24 protein-coding genes are annotated in these 21,193 nt (G+C 69.3%); 6 read left to right on the plus strand and 18 right to left on the minus strand.

What is annotated here, in order from left to right; genetic code table 11:
* Positions 1–18: 18 nt before the first annotated feature.
* Positions 19–348: a hypothetical protein gene (locus AB0L91_RS08965; protein WP_357342531.1), complete on the plus strand. Its 330-nt coding sequence runs from the start codon at positions 19–21 to the stop codon at positions 346–348.
* A gap of 59 nt (positions 349–407) precedes the next feature.
* Here the strand turns inward: AB0L91_RS08965 and AB0L91_RS08970 are convergent, their stop codons facing one another.
* The 3 genes from AB0L91_RS08970 to AB0L91_RS08980 all read right to left on the minus strand — a co-directional run bounded on the left by AB0L91_RS08970 (position 408) and on the right by AB0L91_RS08980 (position 2,847).
* Entirely contained in the window at positions 408–1,097 is a 690-nt protein-coding gene (locus AB0L91_RS08970; RefSeq protein WP_019049472.1) for a response regulator transcription factor, read from the minus strand.
* The gene (locus tag AB0L91_RS08975; protein WP_355274013.1) at positions 1,094–2,332 is read right to left on the minus strand and encodes an ATP-binding protein; all 1,239 of its coding nucleotides are present in this window, start codon (positions 2,330–2,332) and stop codon (positions 1,094–1,096) included. Before AB0L91_RS08975 ends, AB0L91_RS08970 begins: the two co-directional genes overlap by 4 nt.
* A gap of 128 nt (positions 2,333–2,460) precedes the next feature.
* Positions 2,461–2,847 carry a helix-turn-helix domain-containing protein gene (locus AB0L91_RS08980; RefSeq protein WP_365008446.1) on the minus strand — a complete coding sequence of 129 codons (387 nt, stop codon included), beginning with the start codon at positions 2,845–2,847 and terminating at the stop codon, positions 2,461–2,463.
* A 111-nt stretch (positions 2,848–2,958) separates the two neighbouring features.
* Between AB0L91_RS08980 and AB0L91_RS08985 the strand changes: the two genes are divergently transcribed.
* Positions 2,959–3,699, plus strand: a complete 741-nt coding sequence (locus AB0L91_RS08985; RefSeq protein WP_365008449.1) for an NAD(P)-binding domain-containing protein — start codon at positions 2,959–2,961, stop codon at positions 3,697–3,699.
* 40 nt (positions 3,700–3,739) lie between these two features.
* Here AB0L91_RS08985 and AB0L91_RS08990 read toward each other — a convergent pair whose 3' ends face one another.
* The 7 genes from AB0L91_RS08990 to AB0L91_RS09020 all read right to left on the minus strand — a co-directional run bounded on the left by AB0L91_RS08990 (position 3,740) and on the right by AB0L91_RS09020 (position 8,450).
* Positions 3,740–4,444, minus strand: coding sequence for an ESX secretion-associated protein EspG (locus AB0L91_RS08990; RefSeq protein WP_365008451.1), 705 nt, complete (start codon positions 4,442–4,444; stop codon positions 3,740–3,742).
* On the minus strand, positions 4,441–5,808 hold the full coding sequence (locus AB0L91_RS08995) for a hypothetical protein (RefSeq protein WP_365008453.1): 1,368 nt from the start codon (positions 5,806–5,808) through the stop codon (positions 4,441–4,443). The genes AB0L91_RS08990 and AB0L91_RS08995 overlap by 4 nt, the downstream gene beginning before the upstream one ends.
* 3 nt (positions 5,809–5,811) lie before the next feature.
* Positions 5,812–6,435: a DUF3558 domain-containing protein gene (locus AB0L91_RS09000; protein ID WP_365008455.1), complete on the minus strand. Its 624-nt coding sequence runs from the start codon at positions 6,433–6,435 to the stop codon at positions 5,812–5,814.
* 13 nt (positions 6,436–6,448) lie between these two features.
* Positions 6,449–6,811 (minus strand): hypothetical protein, encoded by a 363-nt coding sequence (locus AB0L91_RS09005; RefSeq protein ID WP_365008457.1) that lies wholly within the window; start codon positions 6,809–6,811, stop codon positions 6,449–6,451.
* 179 nt (positions 6,812–6,990) lie between these two features.
* The gene (locus AB0L91_RS09010; protein ID WP_365008460.1) at positions 6,991–7,422 is read right to left on the minus strand and encodes a hypothetical protein; all 432 of its coding nucleotides are present in this window, start codon (positions 7,420–7,422) and stop codon (positions 6,991–6,993) included.
* 34 nt (positions 7,423–7,456) lie between these two features.
* Positions 7,457–7,885, minus strand: coding sequence for a hypothetical protein (locus AB0L91_RS09015; protein WP_365008462.1), 429 nt, complete (start codon positions 7,883–7,885; stop codon positions 7,457–7,459).
* Between the two features lie 217 nt (positions 7,886–8,102).
* Positions 8,103–8,450 carry a DoxX family protein gene (locus tag AB0L91_RS09020; protein WP_365008465.1) on the minus strand — a complete coding sequence of 116 codons (348 nt, stop codon included), beginning with the start codon at positions 8,448–8,450 and terminating at the stop codon, positions 8,103–8,105.
* Positions 8,451–8,643: 193 nt separating this feature from the next.
* On the opposite strand from AB0L91_RS09020, the gene AB0L91_RS09025 reads away from it, so the two are divergent.
* Positions 8,644–9,765: a serine hydrolase domain-containing protein gene (locus AB0L91_RS09025; RefSeq protein WP_365008467.1), complete on the plus strand. Its 1,122-nt coding sequence runs from the start codon at positions 8,644–8,646 to the stop codon at positions 9,763–9,765.
* A gap of 57 nt (positions 9,766–9,822) precedes the next feature.
* Here AB0L91_RS09025 and AB0L91_RS09030 read toward each other — a convergent pair whose 3' ends face one another.
* Positions 9,823–10,560, minus strand: coding sequence for a phosphoglyceromutase (locus tag AB0L91_RS09030; protein WP_355274046.1), 738 nt, complete (start codon positions 10,558–10,560; stop codon positions 9,823–9,825).
* 71 nt (positions 10,561–10,631) lie between these two features.
* Entirely contained in the window at positions 10,632–11,525 is an 894-nt protein-coding gene (locus tag AB0L91_RS09035) for an ROK family protein (RefSeq protein WP_365008471.1), read from the minus strand.
* Between the two features lie 201 nt (positions 11,526–11,726).
* Here AB0L91_RS09035 and AB0L91_RS09040 point away from each other — a divergent pair, with 201 nt between their 5' ends.
* Positions 11,727–12,902 carry a lipase family protein gene (locus AB0L91_RS09040; protein WP_365008473.1) on the plus strand — a complete coding sequence of 392 codons (1,176 nt, stop codon included), beginning with the start codon at positions 11,727–11,729 and terminating at the stop codon, positions 12,900–12,902.
* A 74-nt stretch (positions 12,903–12,976) separates the two neighbouring features.
* Here AB0L91_RS09040 and AB0L91_RS09045 read toward each other — a convergent pair whose 3' ends face one another.
* The 5 genes from AB0L91_RS09045 to AB0L91_RS09065 form a co-directional block, all read right to left on the minus strand.
* Positions 12,977–13,471 carry a YbjN domain-containing protein gene (locus AB0L91_RS09045; protein WP_355274055.1) on the minus strand — a complete coding sequence of 165 codons (495 nt, stop codon included), beginning with the start codon at positions 13,469–13,471 and terminating at the stop codon, positions 12,977–12,979.
* Positions 13,468–14,826: a D-inositol-3-phosphate glycosyltransferase gene (gene mshA / locus AB0L91_RS09050; RefSeq protein WP_355274654.1), complete on the minus strand. Its 1,359-nt coding sequence runs from the start codon at positions 14,824–14,826 to the stop codon at positions 13,468–13,470. Before mshA ends, AB0L91_RS09045 begins: the two co-directional genes overlap by 4 nt.
* 154 nt (positions 14,827–14,980) lie before the next feature.
* Positions 14,981–15,925, minus strand: coding sequence for an alpha/beta hydrolase family protein (locus tag AB0L91_RS09055; RefSeq protein ID WP_365011225.1), 945 nt, complete (start codon positions 15,923–15,925; stop codon positions 14,981–14,983).
* Positions 15,926–16,316: 391 nt separating this feature from the next.
* On the minus strand, positions 16,317–17,339 hold the full coding sequence (locus AB0L91_RS09060) for an alpha/beta hydrolase family protein (protein WP_365008475.1): 1,023 nt from the start codon (positions 17,337–17,339) through the stop codon (positions 16,317–16,319).
* Between the two features lie 128 nt (positions 17,340–17,467).
* Positions 17,468–18,292, minus strand: coding sequence for an alpha/beta hydrolase (locus AB0L91_RS09065; protein WP_365008477.1), 825 nt, complete (start codon positions 18,290–18,292; stop codon positions 17,468–17,470).
* A gap of 81 nt (positions 18,293–18,373) precedes the next feature.
* On the opposite strand from AB0L91_RS09065, the gene AB0L91_RS09070 reads away from it, so the two are divergent.
* Positions 18,374–19,108 carry an SDR family NAD(P)-dependent oxidoreductase gene (locus AB0L91_RS09070; protein ID WP_365008479.1) on the plus strand — a complete coding sequence of 245 codons (735 nt, stop codon included), beginning with the start codon at positions 18,374–18,376 and terminating at the stop codon, positions 19,106–19,108.
* 207 nt (positions 19,109–19,315) lie between these two features.
* Positions 19,316–19,753 carry a large conductance mechanosensitive channel protein MscL gene (gene mscL, locus AB0L91_RS09075; RefSeq protein WP_357344183.1) on the plus strand — a complete coding sequence of 146 codons (438 nt, stop codon included), beginning with the start codon at positions 19,316–19,318 and terminating at the stop codon, positions 19,751–19,753.
* Here the strand turns inward: mscL and AB0L91_RS09080 are convergent.
* Positions 19,750–21,189 carry a DHA2 family efflux MFS transporter permease subunit gene (locus AB0L91_RS09080; RefSeq protein ID WP_365008482.1) on the minus strand — a complete coding sequence of 480 codons (1,440 nt, stop codon included), beginning with the start codon at positions 21,187–21,189 and terminating at the stop codon, positions 19,750–19,752. The two genes, mscL and AB0L91_RS09080, sit on opposite strands and share 4 nt — an antisense overlap.
* Between the last annotated feature and the right edge of the window lie 4 nt (positions 21,190–21,193).

The raw sequence follows: 21,193 nt of genomic DNA on the forward strand, positions 1-21,193 counted from the left end.
CGGGTTGGATCGTTATCCATGTCGAAGAAAGCGCTCTCCCTGGCGACCCTCGTGATCGGTGCCACCCTCTCCATGACCGGCCTGGCCAACGCCGAACCGAACGGTGACCCGGCCAAGTACGCGGACTTCACCTCGAGCTTCGTGAACTACAACTCCCCCGAGGCCCTGACCGCGGCCCAGGACGGCAAGTACATCATCGTGAGCCCCCAGGGCACCACGACCACGATCGCCTGCCGTGGCACCGGCACCGACGTGGCGATCTACGACTGCATGCAGGAAGACCAGTTCGGCTGGTACAACCTGCGCAAGATCGACACCCCGCTCGGCCCCGCCTGGAGCTCCGTCTAAGTCCCTCCGAACACGAGAGCCCCGTCGGCGGACCGACGGGGCTCTGTTCGTTCGCGGGATCAGGCTTCGAGCTTGTACCCGAGGCCACGCACGGTGACCAGGTGCTCCGGCTTGGCCGGATCGGCCTCGATCTTCGAGCGCAGGCGCTTGACGTGCACGTCCAGGGTCTTGGTGTCACCGACGTAGTCGGCGCCCCACACCCGGTCGATCAGCTGCCCGCGGGTGAGCACGCGACCCGAGTTGCGCAGCAGGTATTCGAGCAGGTCGAACTCCTTGAGCGGCAGGGTCACCTGCCCGCCGTTGACGTGCACCGTGTGCCGGTCCACGTCCATCCGCACCGGACCGGCCTCGAGCACGCCGTTCTCGCTGCCGGAATCCAGCTCGTCGCCCGCGCCGCGGCGCAGCACCGCGCGGATGCGGGCGATCAGCTCGCGCGCCGAGTACGGCTTGGTGACGTAGTCGTCGGCGCCCAGTTCCAGGCCGACGACCTTGTCGATCTCGCTGTCGCGCGCGGTCACCATGATCACCGGCACGCCGCTGCGGGTGCGCAGCTGCTTGCAGACATCGGTGCCGCTCATGCCGGGCAGCATCAGGTCGAGCAGCACGATGTCGGCGCCGGAACGATCGAACTCGGCCAGCGCGGACGGGCCGTCGCCGACAACGGTGACGTCGAAGCCCTCCTTGCGCAGCAGGAACGCCAGCGGATCGGCCAGCGACTCCTCGTCCTCGACGATCAACACACTCGTCATCTGCGTGCCTCCACACCGTTCGTTCGTCCAGCGGGGGTGCGCTGGACAATGGTTTCTCTCGTGGCGAGCTCCGGCCCCTGCTCCGCGTCCTCGTCCCCATCGGTTTCCAGATGGGCGGGGATGCGCAGCGTGAACGTCGAGCCGGTGCCCAGTTTGCTCCACAGGGTGATCTCACCGTTGTGGTTGGCCGCCACGTGTTTGACGATGGCCAGGCCGAGCCCGGTGCCGCCGGTCGACCGCGAGCGGGCCTTGTCGGAGCGGAAGAACCGCTCGAACACCCGCTCCTGGTCTTCCTTGGCGATGCCGATGCCACGGTCGGTGACGGCCATCGCGACGTGATCGCCGCGCAGCGACCGGCTCACCGACACGTGCGACCCCTGCGGCGAGTACGCGATGGCGTTCTCGACCAGGTTCGACAGCGCGGTGACCAGCAGCGTCTCGTCGCCGAGCACTTCCAGCCCACTGGGCCGGTCGGTGCTGACGGTGATGCCCGCGGCCTCGGCGGCGGTGCGCGACCGGTCGACGGCCTGCTGCACCACGGTGTCGACGTCGACCACGGCCAGATCCGGCAGCTTCTCGGCGCCCTGCAGGCGCGAGAGCGCGATCAGCTCGGTCACCATCTTGCCGAGGCGCCGCGATTCGCCGAGCACGCGCGAACCGAAGTGGCGCACGGCCTCGGGATCGTCGGCGGATTCCAGCATGGCCTCGGCCAGCAGGCTCATCGCGCCGACGGGGGTCTTGAGCTCGTGGCTGACGTTGGCGACGAAATCGCGCCTGGTCGCCTCCATGCGCGCCTGCTCGGAGTCGTCGTCGGCGAACAGCACGACGAAGCTGGTCTCCTCGCGCGAGAGCTTGCGGGCGACGCCGCGCACGGCGATCCGGCCACGGCCGGGCAGCGGGTTCTTGGCGGTGAGGTCGTATTCGGCGGACTCACCGGTGGCGAGCACCTTCTCCACGGCGGCCCACGCGCGTTCGTCGAGCAACCGGTTGCGGACCAGGCCGAGTTCCTCGGCGCGCGGATTCACCAGGACCACGTCGCGGTACTCGTCGACCACGGCGATGCCGCTCTCGGAGGCGAGCACGATCAGGTCGAGCACCTGGGACATGGTCAGCCCGGTGTCTTCCTGGGTGCGGGCGGCCTGCCTGGCGTTGACATACGGGATCAGCAGGCCCCCGACTGCCAGTCCGACGACAGCCGCGAGGACTGCCAACAGCACGGCCTGCGGAACACTCACGCTTTGATCGTACGAGTGCCGACCGACGTATCGGTGGCGGGTCGTCGAAGTTTCGCGCAGGTCACAGGCCCTTGGCGTGGCGTTCTCGTGCCGTTCACCCGGCGGGCACCTGGAGTGTCCTCGGCGTGTCAGTCCGGCGGTTCGCCGTACATCGCGAGGGTCACCGCGGCCCCGTGCCGGTCGACCCATGCGCCGAGCGCATAAATCGGCTGGAGCAGATCGCGGCCCGCTTCGGTGAGTTCGTATTCCACCCGCGGCGGCGCTTCGGCATACCGCTGCCTGCGCACGAGCGTCATCTGTTCCATCCGGCGCAGCGTCTGGGTGAGCATCTTCTGGCTGATGCCCCCGACGGCGGCGCGAAGGTCACTGTGACGAAGCGGACCATCGCGCAGCATGTACACGATCACGGGCAGCCAGGAATTCCCGAACAGATCGACGCCCATCCTGGCGGGGCAGTCGGACTCGTAGTCGCCGTACGGCGCGTAGTCGACCCGTTCGGCCGGTTCCGCGGTCATGCGATCCAGCCTGCCACCGCCGATAGGCACCCGGGAGTGCCTATCGGAATTCCTACCGTCGGTGTGGTCGATGCCATCGGGCGTCGGCAACCGCGAACCCTGGGAGTTCTCATGCGAATCGGAATCATCGGCGCCGGTGCGATGGCGGCCGCGCTCGGCGGCGGCTGGGCGGCGGCTGGCCACGAGGTGCGGATCGGCGCGCGGTCGGCCGAGGCCGGGCGCGAGCTCGCCGCCCGGATCGGCGCGGCACCGGGCGGCCCGCGCCAGCCGGTGCGTCGATCCACCGAGGTGCCGGGCATCGGCTCGGCGGCGACGCCCGTGGTCAGCGCGGGCGACATCGTCTCGGCGATCACGGACGCCGACGCGGTGCTGCTGGCGGTGCCGGTCGACGCGCTCACCGCCGTGCTCGGCGAACACCGCGACGCGCTGGCGGGCAAGGTCCTCATCGATTGCACCAACGCCTTCCTGCCCGACGCGGCCGCGCCCGAGGGCGTCACCGCGTTCGTCCTGAGCGAGGACGCGGTGGCCGAACGCATCGCGGCGACCGTCCCGAAAGCCCACGTGGTCAAGGCTTTCAACCTGCTCGCCGCCGAGGTGTGGGCCGGACCGGACCGCGTCTTCGACGGCGAGCGACTGGCCGTCCCGCTCTGCGGTGACGACGTCGACGCGCTGCGCACCGTGGCCTCCCTCGCCGAAGACCTTGCCCTGCAACCCTTCCCGGCCGGTGGCCTCCATCGGGCGAAATACCTGGAGGCCACCTCGGTCTTCACCGTCGGCCTATGGTTCGCCGGGGCGAACGCGCGGGCCATGCTGCCACCGCTGTCCGCGGCGTTCGCGGTGGCCGACGCCTAGGTCCAGCCACAAAACCACAGTAGGACAAGCGTTCCGGATCTCAGTCGCCGCGCGCGGGGGCGGTCGCGATGGCTTCGATGGCGTCGATCAGGCGTTGCTTGCCCGCGGGTTCGATATGCAGATCCTGGAATCGGCGATAGCTCAGGTAGCGGCCGTCGTCGGTGACGTCGAGCCAGGTCAGGTACCGGGCCGGGGTCGCGCGCTCGGCGTGCAGACCCACCCTGGCCTCGATGTACCCGGAGGCCGCGCGCGGCGACGCGGTGAGCCGGTGCATCCGCTCGGCGACGGAATCCGCTGCGCGCTGCCAGGATTCGAAGTGCGCGGCCAGGCGGTCGACGTCCTCGACGAGGTGGCCGACCTGTCCCGCGGGCAGCTCGCCGAGGAAGGAGGCGAAGGCGCGCGTCACCATCCCGGCGCTGCCGGAGAACACCTCGACGCTGTTGTCGTCGTACTGCCGGATCACGACACCGCGTTCCCCCGACCGCGCGCCATAGGCCCGCAGCCGGGGCCCGGCCTGATCGAAGACCGCCATCGCGGTGTCCGGTCGGGCCGCGTGCCGCAACACCGCGGTCAGGTCGGGGTCGGCGCCGGTGGGCCAGCGCTGCGCCGCGGCGCGGGCCAATTCCTCGTAGCCGCCCTGGGTCGGCGCGTCCGAATACACGGTCAACGGGAAGGGGTACCGGTCGGCGCCGGTCTCCCCCTGCCAGACGAAAGCGAATTCGTCGGCGGTGAAGGTCCAGCTCACGATGCCCCCGCGCCGCCCTCGCCCTGGTCCGCGACCCGCGTCGACGGCGCGTCCGAGCCGATCGCTTCGGGCACCGCGGGAATCTCGTCCCCGAACAGCTCCGGCTGCACCCGGCGCAGATAATCGGGCGCGCTGTGTTCCTGCTCGTCGTCCTTACCGCCGCCGCGCGCACCCGGCGCGCCCATCATGCCCGGACTCATGCCACGCCCGGCCGCCGCGCCCGCCGCACCGGAAAGCCCTGCGGCAGCGAGGTTCTGGCCGACACCCGCCGGCGCCCGACCGGCGACGGACCCACCCGGCGTCAACGTGGCGCCACCCGGGCTCGAACCACCCGGCGACCCCGACCCCGGCGAACCGCCACCACCCGGGCTGGTACCCGGGGTGGTCGACGCCGGTGTCGTCGAAGCGGGCGTGGTGCCCGCCGGGTTGGTGGTGCTGTCGTCGCCCTGCGAGTCGTCGGAACCGCCGCTGTCCTCGGTATCCGTACCCGCCGTGGTGGTCTCGTCGTCATCGGTCGTCGTCCCGGGTTGCGTGGTTTCCTCGGTGGTGCCGGGGTCCTCGCCGGTCGTCGTCCCGTCGTCGGTGGTGGTTCCGCCCCCGCCGTTGGTGGTGCCACCGTTGTTCGAGCCGCCACCGCCGGTGCCCGGATCGTTGGGGTTGACGGTGCCCGGCTGGGTGGGTGCGACGAAGGTCGGCACGTTCTCCCCGGCGGGGCCGTAGGTCGGCTTGTAGGTCAGGTTCATCGCGGTGATCGCCTGCTGATGCAGTTCGGTCTTCTTCCGCTGGGTGTCGGCCGCCGTCCCCGGGGTCGCGAGATCCGCCAGGTCGGCCAGCACCGGAGTCATCGACGTGTCCACCGCGCCGCCACCGGTCTCGGTGAGCGGTGCGGGCACAGCGGCTTTCACCGCCTCCGCACCGTACGCCGCGGACTTCACCCGATGCCCGACCGCCGACAGCACTGTATAGACGTCGGTCGCCTCGGTGATGAACTTCCGCCCCGCGGCCTCCCCCGCCGACGCGAACGAGCCGTGCAGACTCGAGGTGGCCCGCGCCGTCTGGATCATCAGCCCGGTGACCGCACCGGAGATCTCCGTGAACATCGTGACCCACTGATCACCGAAATGCTGCATCACGCCCGGCTGCATCTGCTGCACGGCGTCGTAGATCTCTTGGTGCGATAGCCGCTCGAACGTCTCAAAACTCGTGTCCGGAACGTAGGCAGGATCGACACCCCCGTGACTGAGCGATGCCTGCTGCTTCTCGGCACCGGACAACTGCTGTTGCCCGCTGACCCGCTGATCCAGACCCGGCAATCCCGCCAGAATCGGACTCAGCGGATTCTGTGCCCCTCCCCCGTCAGCCATTGGTCAGTTCTCCTTACCGATGGATTTCTCCACGACCGAGGCGATTTCCATGATGTTGGCGCAGGGGTCGAGGTTTTGGGCCTTGCCGAGACTCAGAACCAGGTTCCCGACGATGACGACACCGACCTTGGACTGCATGTGGACCTGGCACGCATCTTCACCCCCCGGCTGGCCGCGCACCAGTCCCGCCTGGCGACCGTTGACGGTCGTCGACTGCAGCCAGGCGCCGTTCTTCCGCAGGTTCTCATCCCACGAGATATTTCCCGAGTCCACGTTGAGCGACATGGTGTTGTCCGGATTACGGAAGATGCAGGTCAGGTACGTGTACTCGGCGACCAGGTCGGGACCACGCCGACGGGACTCGGAGCGCAAGCCCACCGACTCGATATCGGCGGCGCCGATCCAGGTACACGGATCGAAGACGACCTTCTGTCGGCCGGTCGATTGCGTGTACTTGTTGTCCTGCGACGGTGGCTGCAACTTCGCATCCGTCAACGTCGGGCGGGCCGATTGGGAAGCCGGCGCGCCGGACGAACCACTCGGTACCGAGGTCTCGGGAACGGCGGTGCCGCTCGACGAACTGCACGCTGACGCGGCCAGCGCGACGAGGACGCACCCCGCGATCACTCCCGATTTCATCTCATGCCTGCCTGTTGATCACGCGGATCGCATCCGAGTTGAGTTGGTCCGCTTCTGCCAGAAGTCCTGCGGCCTGCAAGTATCCATCGGCCATGCTTCTCGCCGCTGTCGCCATTTGCCCGATGACGTCCTTCGCCCCGCCGGCCTTGTTCGCGAAGCCTTCCTGCAGCTTCAACGACGAGTCCAGCGTTCCGAAGCCGTGAATGGTCCGCAGCACCTCCGCGTCTTCGATCCACAGATCGCACATCGCCGCGAACCGCAGATACGCCTGCGCCACGTCCCGAGCCGCATCCGGCTCCATCGTCAACTGCCCCGACGACGCCGCATTCCACAGCTGCGCGGCAGCATCCCCACCGATAGCCACAGGATCCCCTCCCAACGATGCCCACCCGCATCCTAGCGCCCGATCTTCCGCACACGGTATAGCGGAGGCTGACCCACTACCAGGTCTGAGCCCGCCTCACCGGGCGACCGTGCCCCGACCCCCTCCGCGCCCACGCCTCCGAACGGCCGGAGCTCAAATTGGCCGCGGATTTATTCGGATCAAATCGGCAACCAAGCCGGCCACCATGGCGGAATATTCCCCGGCGGACAGATCGGAATCCGCGCAGACTGACCGGAATCATGCAGCCAGAACATCGTGAACCATAGAAGCCCGAGTGATCCGAGCAAGCAAACCAAGAACGTCAAGGCACCGCGAATCACTGCGGGCGCCCTATCTCGAAAACGCCTACTGATCGTCAGCGTGGCGCCCCACCAAAGAGCGGATGCGATGACATTCGGCACCAGGAGCAGCAGCAACGTGATGCCTTCGCCGGCGCCGGCAACCCCGCAATCACGCCATGATCGCGTAATAGTGCTGTTGATCGCGCTCGAGGTAATCGCACCTGCTACGAGGCTGATCACGACATAGGCCACAATGGCTCGGGCGGGCGGACGCACCAGCCTGTCAGCAGAATCGAAACTCTCAACCATCAACTAGGCGGGTCCGCGATCCGGCGGATGCCGGTCAGGCGAAGACTTCCTCGAGGGTGTCGGCGGTGAGTACTCGCCGCGCCCACAGACGCAACCGATCCAGATCCGCGGCCCGAACCCGTGCCGACAGCTCGGCGGGCACAGTGCCGAACTTCTCGATCAGCAGCTCGACCAGGATCTCGGCTCTGCCCCGCGCTTCACCGCGAGCCTCGCCCCGTGCCTCGCCCTCGGCGCGCAGGCGCTCCGCTGTCGTCATGATCGCCTCCTTGGCGCGCGGACCGAGCTGTTCGATCACCGGATCCAGGTCTTGTTCGGGCGTATCGCCCACGATCAGGATATAGCTGAATGTCGGGCGGAGGTCGACGGTGGGATCGGCCTCCATCGCGCGTAGGTCCTCGACCAGCTCCAGCATGTCGTCACCGAGGTGGGCACTGCCGGGAGCGATCTTGTGCAGGATCAGCATGACGCGGGTGGCCGGGGGTCAGGTCGCTGCTGGCATCGGCGGGACGGGCCATGACACACCGGAAGTAGGCGTCGTGTGGATTCGACGGCGGCGAGACCATGTGAGCGAACCTACGCCGACAGTAATTCGGATTGCGAACCACTCAAATCGACCATGCGCCAATCGAATACGAAAGACCACCGGGGATCCGACAGTTCGGATCCCCGGTACGGGTCACTCAGGCGACTGCGCCTAGGCCCAGGGCTACCGCGACCGGGAGAAGGTACAGGACTGGGAAAGCGACGGTTTTGTACGAGCGGGCGCGGAGGACCGTGATGACCGCGCCGAGGAAGTAGAGGATGAGGGCGATGGCTGCGGTGATGCCGAGGGCAGGGATCCAGATGCCGATGATCAAGCCGAGGGCGCCTGCGGCTTTGGCGAGGCCGAGGGGGGTCCACCAGGTTGGGGGGACGCCGTAGTCGATCAGGGGGTCGACTACGAAGGGGGCTCGGCGCAGGAGTGAGAAGGCCGAGAAGCCGACCCAGAGGGCGGCGACGACGGTGACGATGATGTACGCGGTGTGCATGGGGAGCCTCCTTCGGCAGCCGCGTTGTTCGCGGCGTCTACCGAGGTGACGACGTAGCCGGGGTGGGTGTGACATCGCGGGGGCGATCGCCGAATCCTGGGGTGGCGCCTGGTGATTCCCGTACTCCGGTCCGAGACGGTGGCAGTACCGCAGACCGATGCGCGTGGCGGTCGGCGATTTCTACCGTCGGATCATGCGTACCCGAGTTCTCGCTCTCGCGATCTGCACAACCGCCGTGCTGCTGTCGTCCTGCACGACCGGTGCGGCGGAGCAGCTGCCCGCACCTTCGGGGGTCGCCACCCGCGCGGACACCGTGCAGGCTGATCTCGATGGGCTGATCGGCTCCGGCGCTGTCGGCGCGCTCGCGACGCTCACCGACAACGGCACCATCGTCCTGGCCGCGGGCACGACCGACCTCACGACGCCGATGCCCACCGATCCGCCGCAGCATGTCCGGGTCGGCAGTATCACCAAGACCTTCACCGCGGCGGTCGTGCTGCAACTGGTGGCCGAGGGCAAGGTCGAGCTCGATCGGCCGGTCGATGAGTACCTACCCGGGCTGCTCACCGGGGACGGCATCGACGGTCGCGTCATCACGGTCCGGCAGATCCTGGGTCATCGCAGCGGGCTCCCCGAGCCGATCGATGCCCTGGGCGTGAACGAGCACACGGCGGCGCGGCTCGGCCGCACCTTCACCCCCGCGCAGGAGATCGCCCTCGCTCTGCGGTACCCGGCGCGGTTCGGTCCGGGTGCGCGGTTCGAGTACACCAATACCAACTACATCGTCGCGGGGATGCTGATCGAGGCGGTGACCGGACGCGGCTACGGTGACGAGCTGCGTGAACGGATCTTCGCGCCGCTGGGGCTGTCGGGCACGTATCTTCCGGCTACCGGCGAGACCGGCCTGCGCGATCCGCATCCGACCGGCTACACCACCGTCGACGGCACCGTCACGGACGAAACGCTGATGGAGCCGTCGGTGCCGTGGGCGTCCGGCGCGCTGGTCAGCACCGGGGCCGACCTCAATCGCTTCTACACCGCGCTGCTGGCCGGTCGGGTGGTGTCGCTGACGCAGCTGCTGCCCATGCTCGACGGGGTCGACATGGGCGGCGACGACGGCATGTCCTACGGCCTCGGAGTCGGCTACACGCGGCTACCGTGCGGCGCCCGCTTCGTCGGCCACGTCGGCGGCGTGCGGGGCTTCACCGCCGTCGCCGGGGCCACCGAGGCCGGGCGAGCGGTCACCTTCTCGTTCACCGGCACACCCACCGCCACGGAGATCGGCACGCTGCTCACCCACGCACTGTGCGACTGACCGGCAACGGAACGGCCCCGCACCGTGGGAACGATGCGGGGCCGGTCCGGGGAACGACTACTTGCCGCCCTGGCTGGCGACGGCGGCGGCGCCCGCGGCGGCGGCCTCCGGGTCCAGGTATTCGGCGGGCTTGACCGGGCGCAGGTTCTCGTCGAGCTCGTAGCGCAGCGGGATGCCGGTGGGGATGTTCAGGCTGGAGATGTCCTCGTCGGAGATGTTGTCGAGGTGCTTGACCAGCGCGCGCAGCGAGTTGCCGTGGGCGGCGACCAGGACGGTCTTGCCGGTGAGCAGCTCGGGGGCGATGGTGGTCTCCCAGTACGGGATCATCCGGGCCACGACGTCCTTGAGGCACTCGGTCTTGGGGACCTCGATGCCCGCGTAGCGCGGGTCGCCTTCCTGGCTGTACTCGTTGTCGTCGGCGATCGGCGGCGGCGGAGTGTCGTAGCTGCGGCGCCACAGCATGAACTGGTCCTGGCCGTACTGCTCGCGGACCTGCTCCTTGTTCTTGCCCTGCAGGTCGCCGTAGTGGCGCTCGTTGAGCCGCCAGTCGCGGATGACCGGGATCCAGTGCCGGTCGGCGGCGTCGAGCGCGTTGTTGGCGGTGCTGATCGCGCGGCGCAGCAGCGAGGTGTAGACGATGTCGGGCAGAACGTCGTGCTCGGCGAGCAGCTCGCCGGCCCGCTTGCCCTCGGCGATGCCCTTGTCGGTCAGGTGCACATCCACCCAGCCGGTGAACAAGTTGAGGGCATTCCATTCGCTCTCGCCGTGGCGCAGCAGCACGAGGGTGTAGGTCATGGGGTCATTCTGGCATTTCGCCGATACTTCCGGCCCACCCACCTGCTATGCGGGCGCAATGGCCCCGCGGATCACGCCGCGTCCGCCTCCACCGCCAGCACCCCGGCGCCGACGAGCGTCGCGCCGTCGGCCAGCGTCGACAACTCCACTGTGAGCCCGCGGACGAACTCCAGCCGCGCGTGCCGGGCGACCGCGGCGCGCAACGGCCCCCACAGCGGCTCGCCCGAGTGCGCGAAGCCGCCGCTGATCACCACCCGGTCCACATCGAGCAGGGCGGCCGCGCTGGAAACCGCCTGTCCGAGTGCGGTTCCCGCCCGCGCCAGCGCGGCGGTCGCCACCCGGTCGCCCCGGTGTGCTGCCTCGGCGAGCTCGATGCCGGTGGTGCCCGCCCAGCCGTGCTCGCGCGCCCAGCGCACCGCGGACAGGCCGCTCGCCACCGCCTCGACACAGCCGAACCCGCCGCAACCGCACGGGGTGTCGTCGCCGGGGACGACGATGTGCCCGAGATGACCGCCGTTTCCGGTGCGCCCCAACAGGACTCGCCCATCCGCGATGATCCCGCCGCCGACCCCGGAGGACACCGTCAGCGCCAGCCCGTCGGCCACCCCGCGCAGCCCGCCGACCCGATGTTCGGCCAGCGCCAGGCACGCCCCGTCGATAGCCAGCCGCACTGCCGCGACCGGGAACAGCGCCCGCACGTGCTCGACGATCGCGAATCCGTCGCGCCACGGCGGCAGGTTCAGCGGCCGGACGACACCGGCGGGCACGTCGACCGGGCCCGCCGAACCGATCCCGACGGCGGTCACCTCGGTGTCGCCCGCCACAACGCGCAGCAGGTCGCGACAGGCCGTCCACGGGTCGTCGGTCGCGGTGGCCGCGCGGCGCACGCCACGCAGCGTGAAATCCGGATCGACCAGTCCCGCAGCGAATTTCGTCGCCCCGATGTCCAGTGCGAGTGCCGTCATCACCCCTCCTGTCCGCGCGGTGCCCGGCACCTTGTCGTCGCAGCCCAACAGGGCCGTGCGGACCACGCGATGTGAGGGATCACAGCATGTGGCACACGACACTTTGACTACTGGTTGGTACGCACGGCCCATTTTCGTTAGATACTTCGACGCGGGTCGGGTCTAGTCAGCTGGGCAGCACAACTCTGATGAAGGATAGCTGTGTCGAAATTTGTCGTATTGGTGTTGAGCTTGCTGTCGGTGGGCTTCCTAGCCGCACCGGCGGGGGCGAACCCGTTGTATCCGACCCCCGATCCGGATCCGTTCTTCGCGGCACCGAGTGACATCGCGGCGCTCGCGCCCGGTGACGTCGTGCGCAAGCGTCGCATCGACACCATGCTCTACCCCGGGACCGAGGGCTGGCAGATCGCGTTCCGCTCCACCAACTCGGCGGGCAACGCGATCATGGGCGTCACCACCGTGCTGATGCCGATCGGCGTGAAGAACCCGCCGCTGGTGTCGTACCAGGCGCTGATCAACTCGATCGGCACCCGCTGCAACCCGTCGCAGTCGCTGTTCAACGGCGAACTGCAGGACGCGCCCGGCGCGATGCTGCCGTTGCAGCGCGGCTGGGCCATCTCGGTCCCGGACTACCTCGGCCCGACCGTCGCCTACGGCGCGGCCAAGCTCAGCGGCATGGTCACCCTCGACAGCGTGCGGGCCGTGCGGAAGGTCACCGAGCTGGGTGTCGAGAACTCGCCGGTCGCGATCGCCGGGTACTCCGGCGGCGGCATGGCCACCGCCTGGGCGGGTGCGCTGCAGCCGACCTACGCGCCGGAGCTGAAGCTGTCGGCCGTGGTCGCCGGCGGCATCCCCGCCGACCTGGAGCTGATGGCCGACGCCCTCGGCTTCGCGCCGCACCCCGGCTTCGGCCTGGCCTTCGCCGCGGCGATGGGCATCGAGCGCGAGTACCCGGAGCAGGTGCCGGTCTCGGACCAGCTCAACGAGAACGGCCTGTGGTTCCGTGAGTTCACCAAGGACGCCTGCCGCCGGTTCCTGCTGTTCCACGGCATCTTCCGCAACGCCGAGCAGATGGCGGCGTCCAAGGAACTGATGACCAGCCAGGTCGCGCGCGGGGTGCTGCGCGAGAACAGCCTCGTGCACTTCACCGGCGCGCCCACCGCGCCGACCTACATCTGGCAGGGCAAGTACGACACCCTGACCCCGTACGGTCCGGTCGCCGAGTCGGTCGCGCACTTCTGCTCGAAGGGCGCCCCGGTGCAGTTGCAGACGATCGAGATCTCCGAGCACATGACCGCCGCCGCGGCCGGTTTCGTGGACGCCTGGAACTACGTCGAGTCCCGCTTCCGCAACGAGCCGGTCCCGTCGAACTGCTGACGTCGAACCGCTGACGTGACGAGGCCCCGCCGGTCGGTGACCGGCGGGGCCTCGTTGTCGGTGCCGAGCGACCGTCAGACCTGGTCGGCCTCGTCGATCAGGTGCTCGAAGGCGCGCAGGTTCTTGAGGGACTCGCCGCGGGAGACGCGCCACTTCCATTCCTTGCGGATGGATTCGGCGAAGCCGAGTTCGAGCAGGATGTTGAAGTCGGTGTCGACGGCCTCGAGGATCTGGCCGAAGACGCGGTCGAGCTCGTCGGGGGTGACCGACTCGGCCGACATGCGGCCGACGAGGTAGATGTCGCCGACGTTGTCGAGGGTGTAGGCCACGCCGTAGAGGCGGCGGTTGCGGCGCAGCAGGTACTTGTAGACGCCTTCGAAGTTCTCGTCCGGCTTGCGGCAGACGAACGACTCGATACGCACGCCGTGCTTGCCGACGGTGAGCATCACCGTGGTCTTGAGCTTGCGTTCGCCGGGCAGCACGACGATGAAGGTGTCGTCGGTGTGGCGGGTGTATTCGATCTCGCGGTCGCGCAGCGTGTCGTCGATGACCTGCGATACGGCGCTCACCTGCGTACTCCCGTCCGGCGCCGCCACAGCGCCCGCGATCTGGCCTGGCTGGTCTCGCCCGCGTGCAGGGCGATCGGGCCGCGTTCGGCGCGGAACCCGGCCATGGCGGCAGCGTAGCTGTCGAGCAGCCCCTCGGCGGTGTGCGCCCAGGAGAACTCGCTCGCGTGCGTGACGGCGGTGGCGCTCATCCGCGCCAGGCGATCGGGGTCGTCGAGCAGGGCGGCCAGCGCGTCGGCCCAGTCCGGGGTGCGGTGTCCCGGCACCAGCAGACCGGATTCGCGGTGCCGCACGGCGGTGCCGAGGCCGCCGACGTCGGCGGCGAGCACCGGGGTGCCGCTGGCCTGCGCCTCGATGGCGACCAGGCCGAAGGATTCGTTGTAGCTGGGCACGGCGACGACATCGGCCGCGCGATACACCTGCACCAGCCGGTCCGCGGGCTGCGGCGGCAGGAAGGTGACATGGTCGGTGATGCCGAGATCGGCGGCCAGCTCGATCAGCGCGTCGGGGCGGGCCAGGCCGGAACCGGACGGTCCGCCGACGATCAGCACCCGCAGCTTGCGGCGGGGGTCGCGGCGCAGCAGCGCGGCCGCAGCGCGGACCAGCACGTCGGGGGCCTTGAGCGGCTGGATACGGCCGACGAAGGCGACGACCTGCTCGTCGGCCCGCAGGCCGAGCTCGGCGCGGGCCGCGAGCTTGTCGCCGGGCCGGTACCTGGTCAGATCGGCGCCGGGCGGCACCACGTCGATGCGATCAGGCGAGGCGCTGTACAGGTCGACGAGCTGGCGGGCCTCGTCACCGGTGTTGGCGACGAGCCGGTCGGCCTCGGCGATGACCTGCTTCTCGCCGATCACCCTGGTCTCGGGTTCGGGGGCGTCGCCCTCGGCGAGCGCGGCGTTCTTCACTGCGGCCAGCGTGTGCGCGGTGTGCACCAGCGGCACCCGCCAGCGGTCACGGGCCAGCCAGCCGACCTGGCCGGAGAGCCAGTAGTGGGAGTGCACGAGGTCGTAGTGGCCGGGCAGGTGGCGTGCCTCCTGGCGCAGCACCTCGGCGGTGAACGGGCACAGCTGGGTGGGCAGGTCGTTCTTGTCCAGGCCCTCGAACGGTCCGGCGACGACGTGGCGCACCAGCACGCCGGGCCCCGCCTCGGCCACCGGCGGCAGATCCGACGAGGTCGCGCGGGTGAAGATCTCCACCTCGGTGCCCCGTTTGGCGAGCTCGAGCGCGGTTTGCAGCACGTAGACGTTCATGCCGCCCGCATCGCCGGTTCCGGGCTGCGCCAGCGGTGACGTATGCACCGAGAGCACCGCGATGCGGTGGGGCAAAAGTTCCGGACGACGCTGACTCACACCCTCCAGTGTGCACGCCGCGACGCCGCCGCCGACATCCCTACCGGGATCGGTGACGGTCGTCACAGCGTATTCGTGAGTGAGTTCACGTGTGTGTCGACACGAGCCTGCCGGATTCGCGAGATCGGTGCCAGCGAATTCCGGACATCGCGTTCGCGGCGGGTCAGCGGCGCAGCGCCTTGTCGAACATCGGCCAGGACTTGTGCAGATCCTGCTGCCAGTAGCCCCACGAGTGGGTGCCGTTGGGCCGCAGATCGACGGTCGCGGGGATGCCGAGCGATTGCAGCCGGTCGCGCAGCTGCTGGGTGCACGCGCCGGTGACCGCCTCCAGCGACGCGCCGAAGAGCAGCTCCATGGTCCGCTGCACCGGGTCGTCCTGGACGCCGATGGTGTCGAACGGCCCGGGAATCCCGTTGCCGGAGGACAGATACACCTCGGTGCCGCGGAAGGTCTCGGCGTGCAGGTAGGGATCGTGCGCCGTCCACGCCGGATCGGTCGGCGGCCCCCACATGTTGCGGACGTTGCCGAGCCTGCTGCCGACCACCGCGCTCACGATCGCCTGTCCGCGTAGGTCACTGGTGCGCACGCACCCGCTGTAGGACCCGATCGCCCGGTACAACCCCGGTTCGGCGAGCGCGAGCTGGAACACCGCGGTGCCCGCCATCGACAGTCCCGCGATGGCGTTGGCGCCGGTGCCGTCGAACGCGGCGTCGATGACCGGCGGTAATTCCCTGGTGAGGAAGGTGGTCCAGCGCTGCTTGCCGAGCACCGGATCGTCGGTGCGCCAGTCGGCGAAGTAGCTGCCGGCGCCGCCGAACGGGATCACCACATTGACCTGTTTGTCCTTGAAGAACTCGACGACATCGGTGCGATCGAGCCAGTTCCCGTCGCTGCCGCCGCCGACCCCGTTGAGCAGATACAGCGTCGGCGCAGGCGAATTCGGGTCAGCGGCCCGCAGCACCCGCACCCTGGCGACGGTATCCATCGCGGGCGAGTACACCCCGATATCGATGGTGTGATCGGCCTCGATCCGCCGATCCTCGATCCGCGCCGTGGGTTCCGCCGCGGCGGGACCGGCGGCCATCGTCCCGGCGAGCACCGCCAGCACCACCCCGGCGATCCGAGTGCCCACTGCCCGACCGAACATCATCGAACTCCACTCTCGACGCCGAACCCACTTCCTCTGCGATCAAACGGCATTCCCGAACGCTACACACGAATTCACCGAAACATTGTGACGATTACCAGAAGATTTATCGGTGCCCTGTGTGTTCGAACTCCTTAGGCCCGAAGCACAATCACAGTCGTATCACATCAGCGTCCGGCACCAACCCGACCTGCTGAAACATTGCCGACGACCTGCGCCGAAACCGTTCCCATAGAGCGCAATATTGCGAACCCAGCGGACAGCCGGAATCGCCTCGCATTTGCTGTGAAAAGACTCACCGGACTCTTTTCCGGGGACCGGCGAGCACGCGATCCGGCAGCAAATATCCGATTCAGCCCACGCGCAGGGCGCGGGCGAACAGCGGCCAGGAGCGGTGCAGGTCGTCGGTCCAGTAGCCCCAGGAGTGGGTTCCGTTGGGGCGCAGGTCGACCGTGGCGGGGATGCCGAGTTCGCCGAAGCGGACGGCCAATTGGCGCGTGCACAGCCCGGTGACCGCGTCGAGCGCACCGCCGACGAGCAGCTGATCGATCAGCTTCATGGTGTCGCCGCCGATGCCGGGGCCCGCGGTGGTGTCGAGGTCGCCGGGCAGGCCGGTGCCGGAGGCCACGTAGATGGCCAGGCCGCGCAGCCGATCCGCGTGCAGGAAGGGATCGTTGGCGGCCCAGAGCGGGTCGCCGGGTTGTCCCCACATGTTCACCGGGTCACCGTTCTGGCCGGAGACGACGGTGTTGACGATGGCGTGCCCCTGCGGACCGCTGGTGGAGACGCAGCCACTGTAGCTGCCGACGGCGCGGTAGAGCTGGGGCGCGGCCAGGGCCAGCTGGAACGCGGCCGTGCCCGCCATCGAGACGCCGGCGATGGCATTGGCTCCGGTGCCGTGGAATTCGGCGTCGATCACGCGCGGGAGTTCGCGGGTGAGGAAGGTCGTCCAGCGCTGGCGGCCGAGCACCGGATCGTCGGCGCGCCAGTCGGCGTAGTAGCTGCCGGCGCCGCCGATCGGCATCACCACGGTGACCTGCTTGTCGGCGAAGAAATGCTCGGAGTCGGTGCGGGTCAGCCAGTTTCCGCCGTCGCGCCAGTCACCGGTGGTGCTGCCGCCGTCGACCCCGTTGAGCAGGTACAGCACCGGCGCCGACGAGGCCCGGTCGGCGGCGGGCAGCACGGCGACGTGCACCGGCTTGCCCATCGCCCCCGAGTAGACGACCAGGTCGACGACCCGCCCCTGCCCCGGCGTCGCCGAGATGAGCCGCGCGGCATCGATGCCGCGCGGATCGGGCGGCGCCGCGCCGGCGACCGCTTGGACGCAGACCAGCCCCGCGACGAGAAGCAACCCACACCGTGCCAGGACGCCCATGCGTCACCTCCCTGCCCGGCCGAGAACGAGACCGTGCGAGAGAGGTTAGGCAGGTCAGGCTGCCCGCACCCGCATTTCTGAAACATTGATAGTTCACAGCAAGGGAGGCGCGGCGCGGGCGCCGGAACTCAGTCCAGCGCGTCGATGAACGCGCTGACCTCGGCGAAGAAGCGCGGTCGATCCTCGATGAAGAGCCCGTGCTGGGCGCCCTCCCACAGCGAGATGCGGGCGTTAGGGGCATTGTCGGCGATGTACTGCCCGTTGGCCGCGGGCACCACCGGGTCCTCGGTGCCGTGCAGGACCAGGACCGGGATATCGAGGCCGCGCAGGGTGCCGGTGTTGTCGGCGGTGCGGTAGAACAGCGCCTTGCGGACCGAGGGCGGGGTGGCCAGGCTGGTGCCGAACAGCCGCTGGGCGTCGACCCCCTTGTCCGCGCCGGGACCGGTGTTGGCATTGCCGAACACCGAGAAGCCGCGCACCGCGCGACCGGCCGCCTCGTCGAAGACACCCGGAATCGCCTTCTCCATGGCCGGTCCGGGCGCCGCGCCGGGCACCTTCGGGCCGATACCGGCCTGCGACCCGCAGTAGACGGCCGCGGCGACGGCGGCGCTGCCGTGCGTGGCGAGGTAGTCGGTGGCGACGATGCCGCCGTAGGACCAGCCCAGCAACACCGCGCCCGATTCGATGCCCTCGGCCGACAGCACGGCGGCGACATCGCCCGCCCACGCCTTGGGATCGTCGTAGCCCGCGCCCGGATCGTCGGAGTAGCCGTGCCCGCGCAGGTCGACGGCGATGACCCGGTAGCGCTGGGCCAGATCGTCGGCCGCCCCGCCCCAGCAGCGCAGATTGCCCGCCCAGCCGTGCAGCAGCACCAGCGGCCTGCCGGTCTCCGGGCCGCTCACCCGGTAGACGATCCTGGTTCCGTCGGCACTGACAGCATCGCGAATAGCCATGCCGACAGGCTAACGCCGGTACACATCACGGTGATCCCAGCCATGGCGACGGCGAATCCACGGCGAATAGGATCAATCCACATGAGCACTCGCACCGCCGTCGTCACCGGAGCCAGCTCGGGAATCGGTGAAGCCACCGCCCGGGAACTCGCCAAGCAGGGCTACCACGTCTACGTGGGCGCCCGGCGGTTCGATCGGGTGCGGCGCCTCGCCGAGGAGATCGGCGGCACCGCCGTCGAGCTGGATGTCACCGTCGAGGAGTCGGTGCGCGCGTTCACCGATTCGATCGACCGGGTCGACGTGCTGGTCAACAACGCGGGCGGCGCCAAGGGCCTGGCCACGGTCGCCGAGGCCGACCTCGACGACTGGCGCTGGATGTGGGAGACCAACGTCCTGGGCACCCTGCGCCTGACCAAGGCGCTGCTGCCGAAACTCGTCGGCTCCGGCGACGGCCTGATCGTCACCATCACCTCCATCGCCGCCTTCCACGCCTACCCGAACGGCTCCGGCTACACCTCGGCCAAGCACGCCCAGGCCGTGCTGCACCGCACCCTGCGCGACGAGCTGCTCGGGCAGCCGGTGCGGCTCACCGAGATCGCCCCGGGCGCCGTGGAGACCGAGTTCTCCCTGGTCCGCTTCGACGGCGACGAGGAGCGCGCCGCCAAGGTCTACCAGGGCATCGATCCGCTCTACGCCCAGGACATCGCCGAGATCGTCGGCTTCGTCGCGAGCAGGCCCGCGCACGTGAACCTCGACACCATCGTCGTCAAGCCCCGTGACCAGGCGGGCCCCGGCAGCTTCGCGCGACGCTCCTGACCTGCGGCGTTCAATCCCCGGACCGGGCAACCGAATCCGGGGACCAGCGCCGCCCGAGTGGCGGCCCGGCCCGTCGGGGCCGATACTGCCCAGGACCGGCCGACGGCATAGCTACGAATTCGCTACCAGTTGGGGCGGTCGCTAGCATCACCACGTTTGCCGATAGCCAGTCTTAGGAGTGCTCCACCGATGCGCAGTATCAAGTCCGTGTTCGACGGGTTCAAAGACTTCCTGATGCGCGGAAACGTCATCGATCTGGCGGTCGCGGTGGTCATGGGCACCGCCTTCACCGCCGTCGTCACCTCGTTCACCAAGGGCATCGTCAACCCGCTGCTCGCGGTGTTCGGCTCGTCCAACGAGCTGGGCCTCGGCGTCCAGCTGATCGCCGACAAGCCGGCCACCTTCATCGCGCTCGGCCCGATCATCACCGCGTTCATCGACTTCTTCATGGTCGCCGCGGTGCTGTACTTCGTGCTGATGCTCCCGATGAAGTCGCTGAAGAACCGCTTCGGCACCACCAAGGCGGCCGAGCCCACCGAGACCGAGCTGCTCATCGAGATCCGCGACCTGCTGGCCAAGCAGCAGGGGCTCAACACCGATCAGACCGAGACGCTGAGCAAGGAACGCGCGAGCGAGTCCGCCTAGCGACGCGGCAGCAGTAGCGCCGGGATCATCGCCAGCGCGATCATGACCGGGGCGATCCAGTAGGTGTGCTGGAACGCCTCGGCCAGGGCCGGGGCCAGCTCGGCGCGTTCGACCTGGTCCATGCCGTGCAGGGCCTGGAGCCCGCCGGTCACCGGGAGCAGCGCACCCAGTGTCACCGAGCTCACCGCGGTGCCGACCGCCATGGCGGTGGTGCTGATCATGTTCAGCACCGTCGACCCGGCCGGCTGCTGTTCCCGGCTCAGCGGCCGGGTGGCGGTGGTGATCACCGGCATCATGGTGCCGCCGCCACCGGCGCCCATCAGCAGCATGGTCAGGCCGAGCGCCCAGTACGGCGCGTCCGCGTCGAGCTGGAGCACGAACAGCACGAAACCCGTGAGCGCCACCGTGATCGACACCGGCAGGTAGCGACCGGGCGGAATCCGATCGATCAACCGGCCCGCCACCTGCATGGTGGCGCCCGACGCCAGCGCGAACGGAATCCCGAGCGCGCCCGCCACCAGGGCCGATTCACCGCGAACCACCTGGAAGTACAGCGGCAGCAACAGCATCGACCCGAAGTAGCCGCTCGCGAACAGCGCGAGCAGGGTCGCGGAGATCCCGGTCGTGCGGTTGCCGAGGACCCGCAGATCCAGCAGCGGCACCGGCGTGCTCAGCGAGCGCAGCACGAACGCGACGATGAGCCCGGCGCCCGCCAGCAGCGGCACCAGCACCGACGCCGAGACGAAGCCGGCGTTCTCCCCCGCGGCGGTCACGCCGTAGATCACCAGCGCCAGGCCCGGCGACATCAGCAGCAGGCCGATCACGTCGAGCGGCCGCGGCGGCTCCGGCGCGTCGTCGGGCACCACCCTGGCCGCAAGCACCAGCACCAGCGCGCCCAGCGGCAGGTTCAGGAAGAACATCCAGCGCCAGGACACCTCGTCGATGAGGTAGCCGCCGATCACCGGACCCAGCAGCGGGCCGACCAGGATCGCCAGGCCGAGGGTGCTCATCAGGCGCCCCAGCCGCTCCGGTCCGGCCGCGCGCAGCAGAATCGTCATCGCGACCGGCATCAGCAGGCCGCCGCTCGCGCCCTGCACCAGCCGGAACGCGATGAGCGACTCGATGTTCCAGGCCAGCCCCGCCAGCACCGAGCCGACCGCGAACGCGGCGATCGCCGTCAGATACAGCCGCTTGGCGCCGAAGCGGCCGACCAGCCAGGCCGAGGTCGGCACCACGGCGCCGAGGGCGAGCGAGTAGCCGGTGGCCACCCACTGGATCGTGCTCAGTCCCGCGTCGAACTCGACGGAGAGCTTGTTGATGGCGACGTTGACGATCGTCTGGTCGAGCGTCGCCATGATCATCCCGACCACCAGCACCAGCGCGATGCGCATGGGGTCGCGGGTGCCGGGCGGGGCGGTCGCGGTCCTGGTCAGCACGGCG

Source organism: Nocardia sp. NPDC051833, from assembly GCF_040681225.1.
Taxonomy (GTDB): Bacteria; Actinomycetota; Actinomycetes; order Mycobacteriales; family Mycobacteriaceae; genus Nocardia.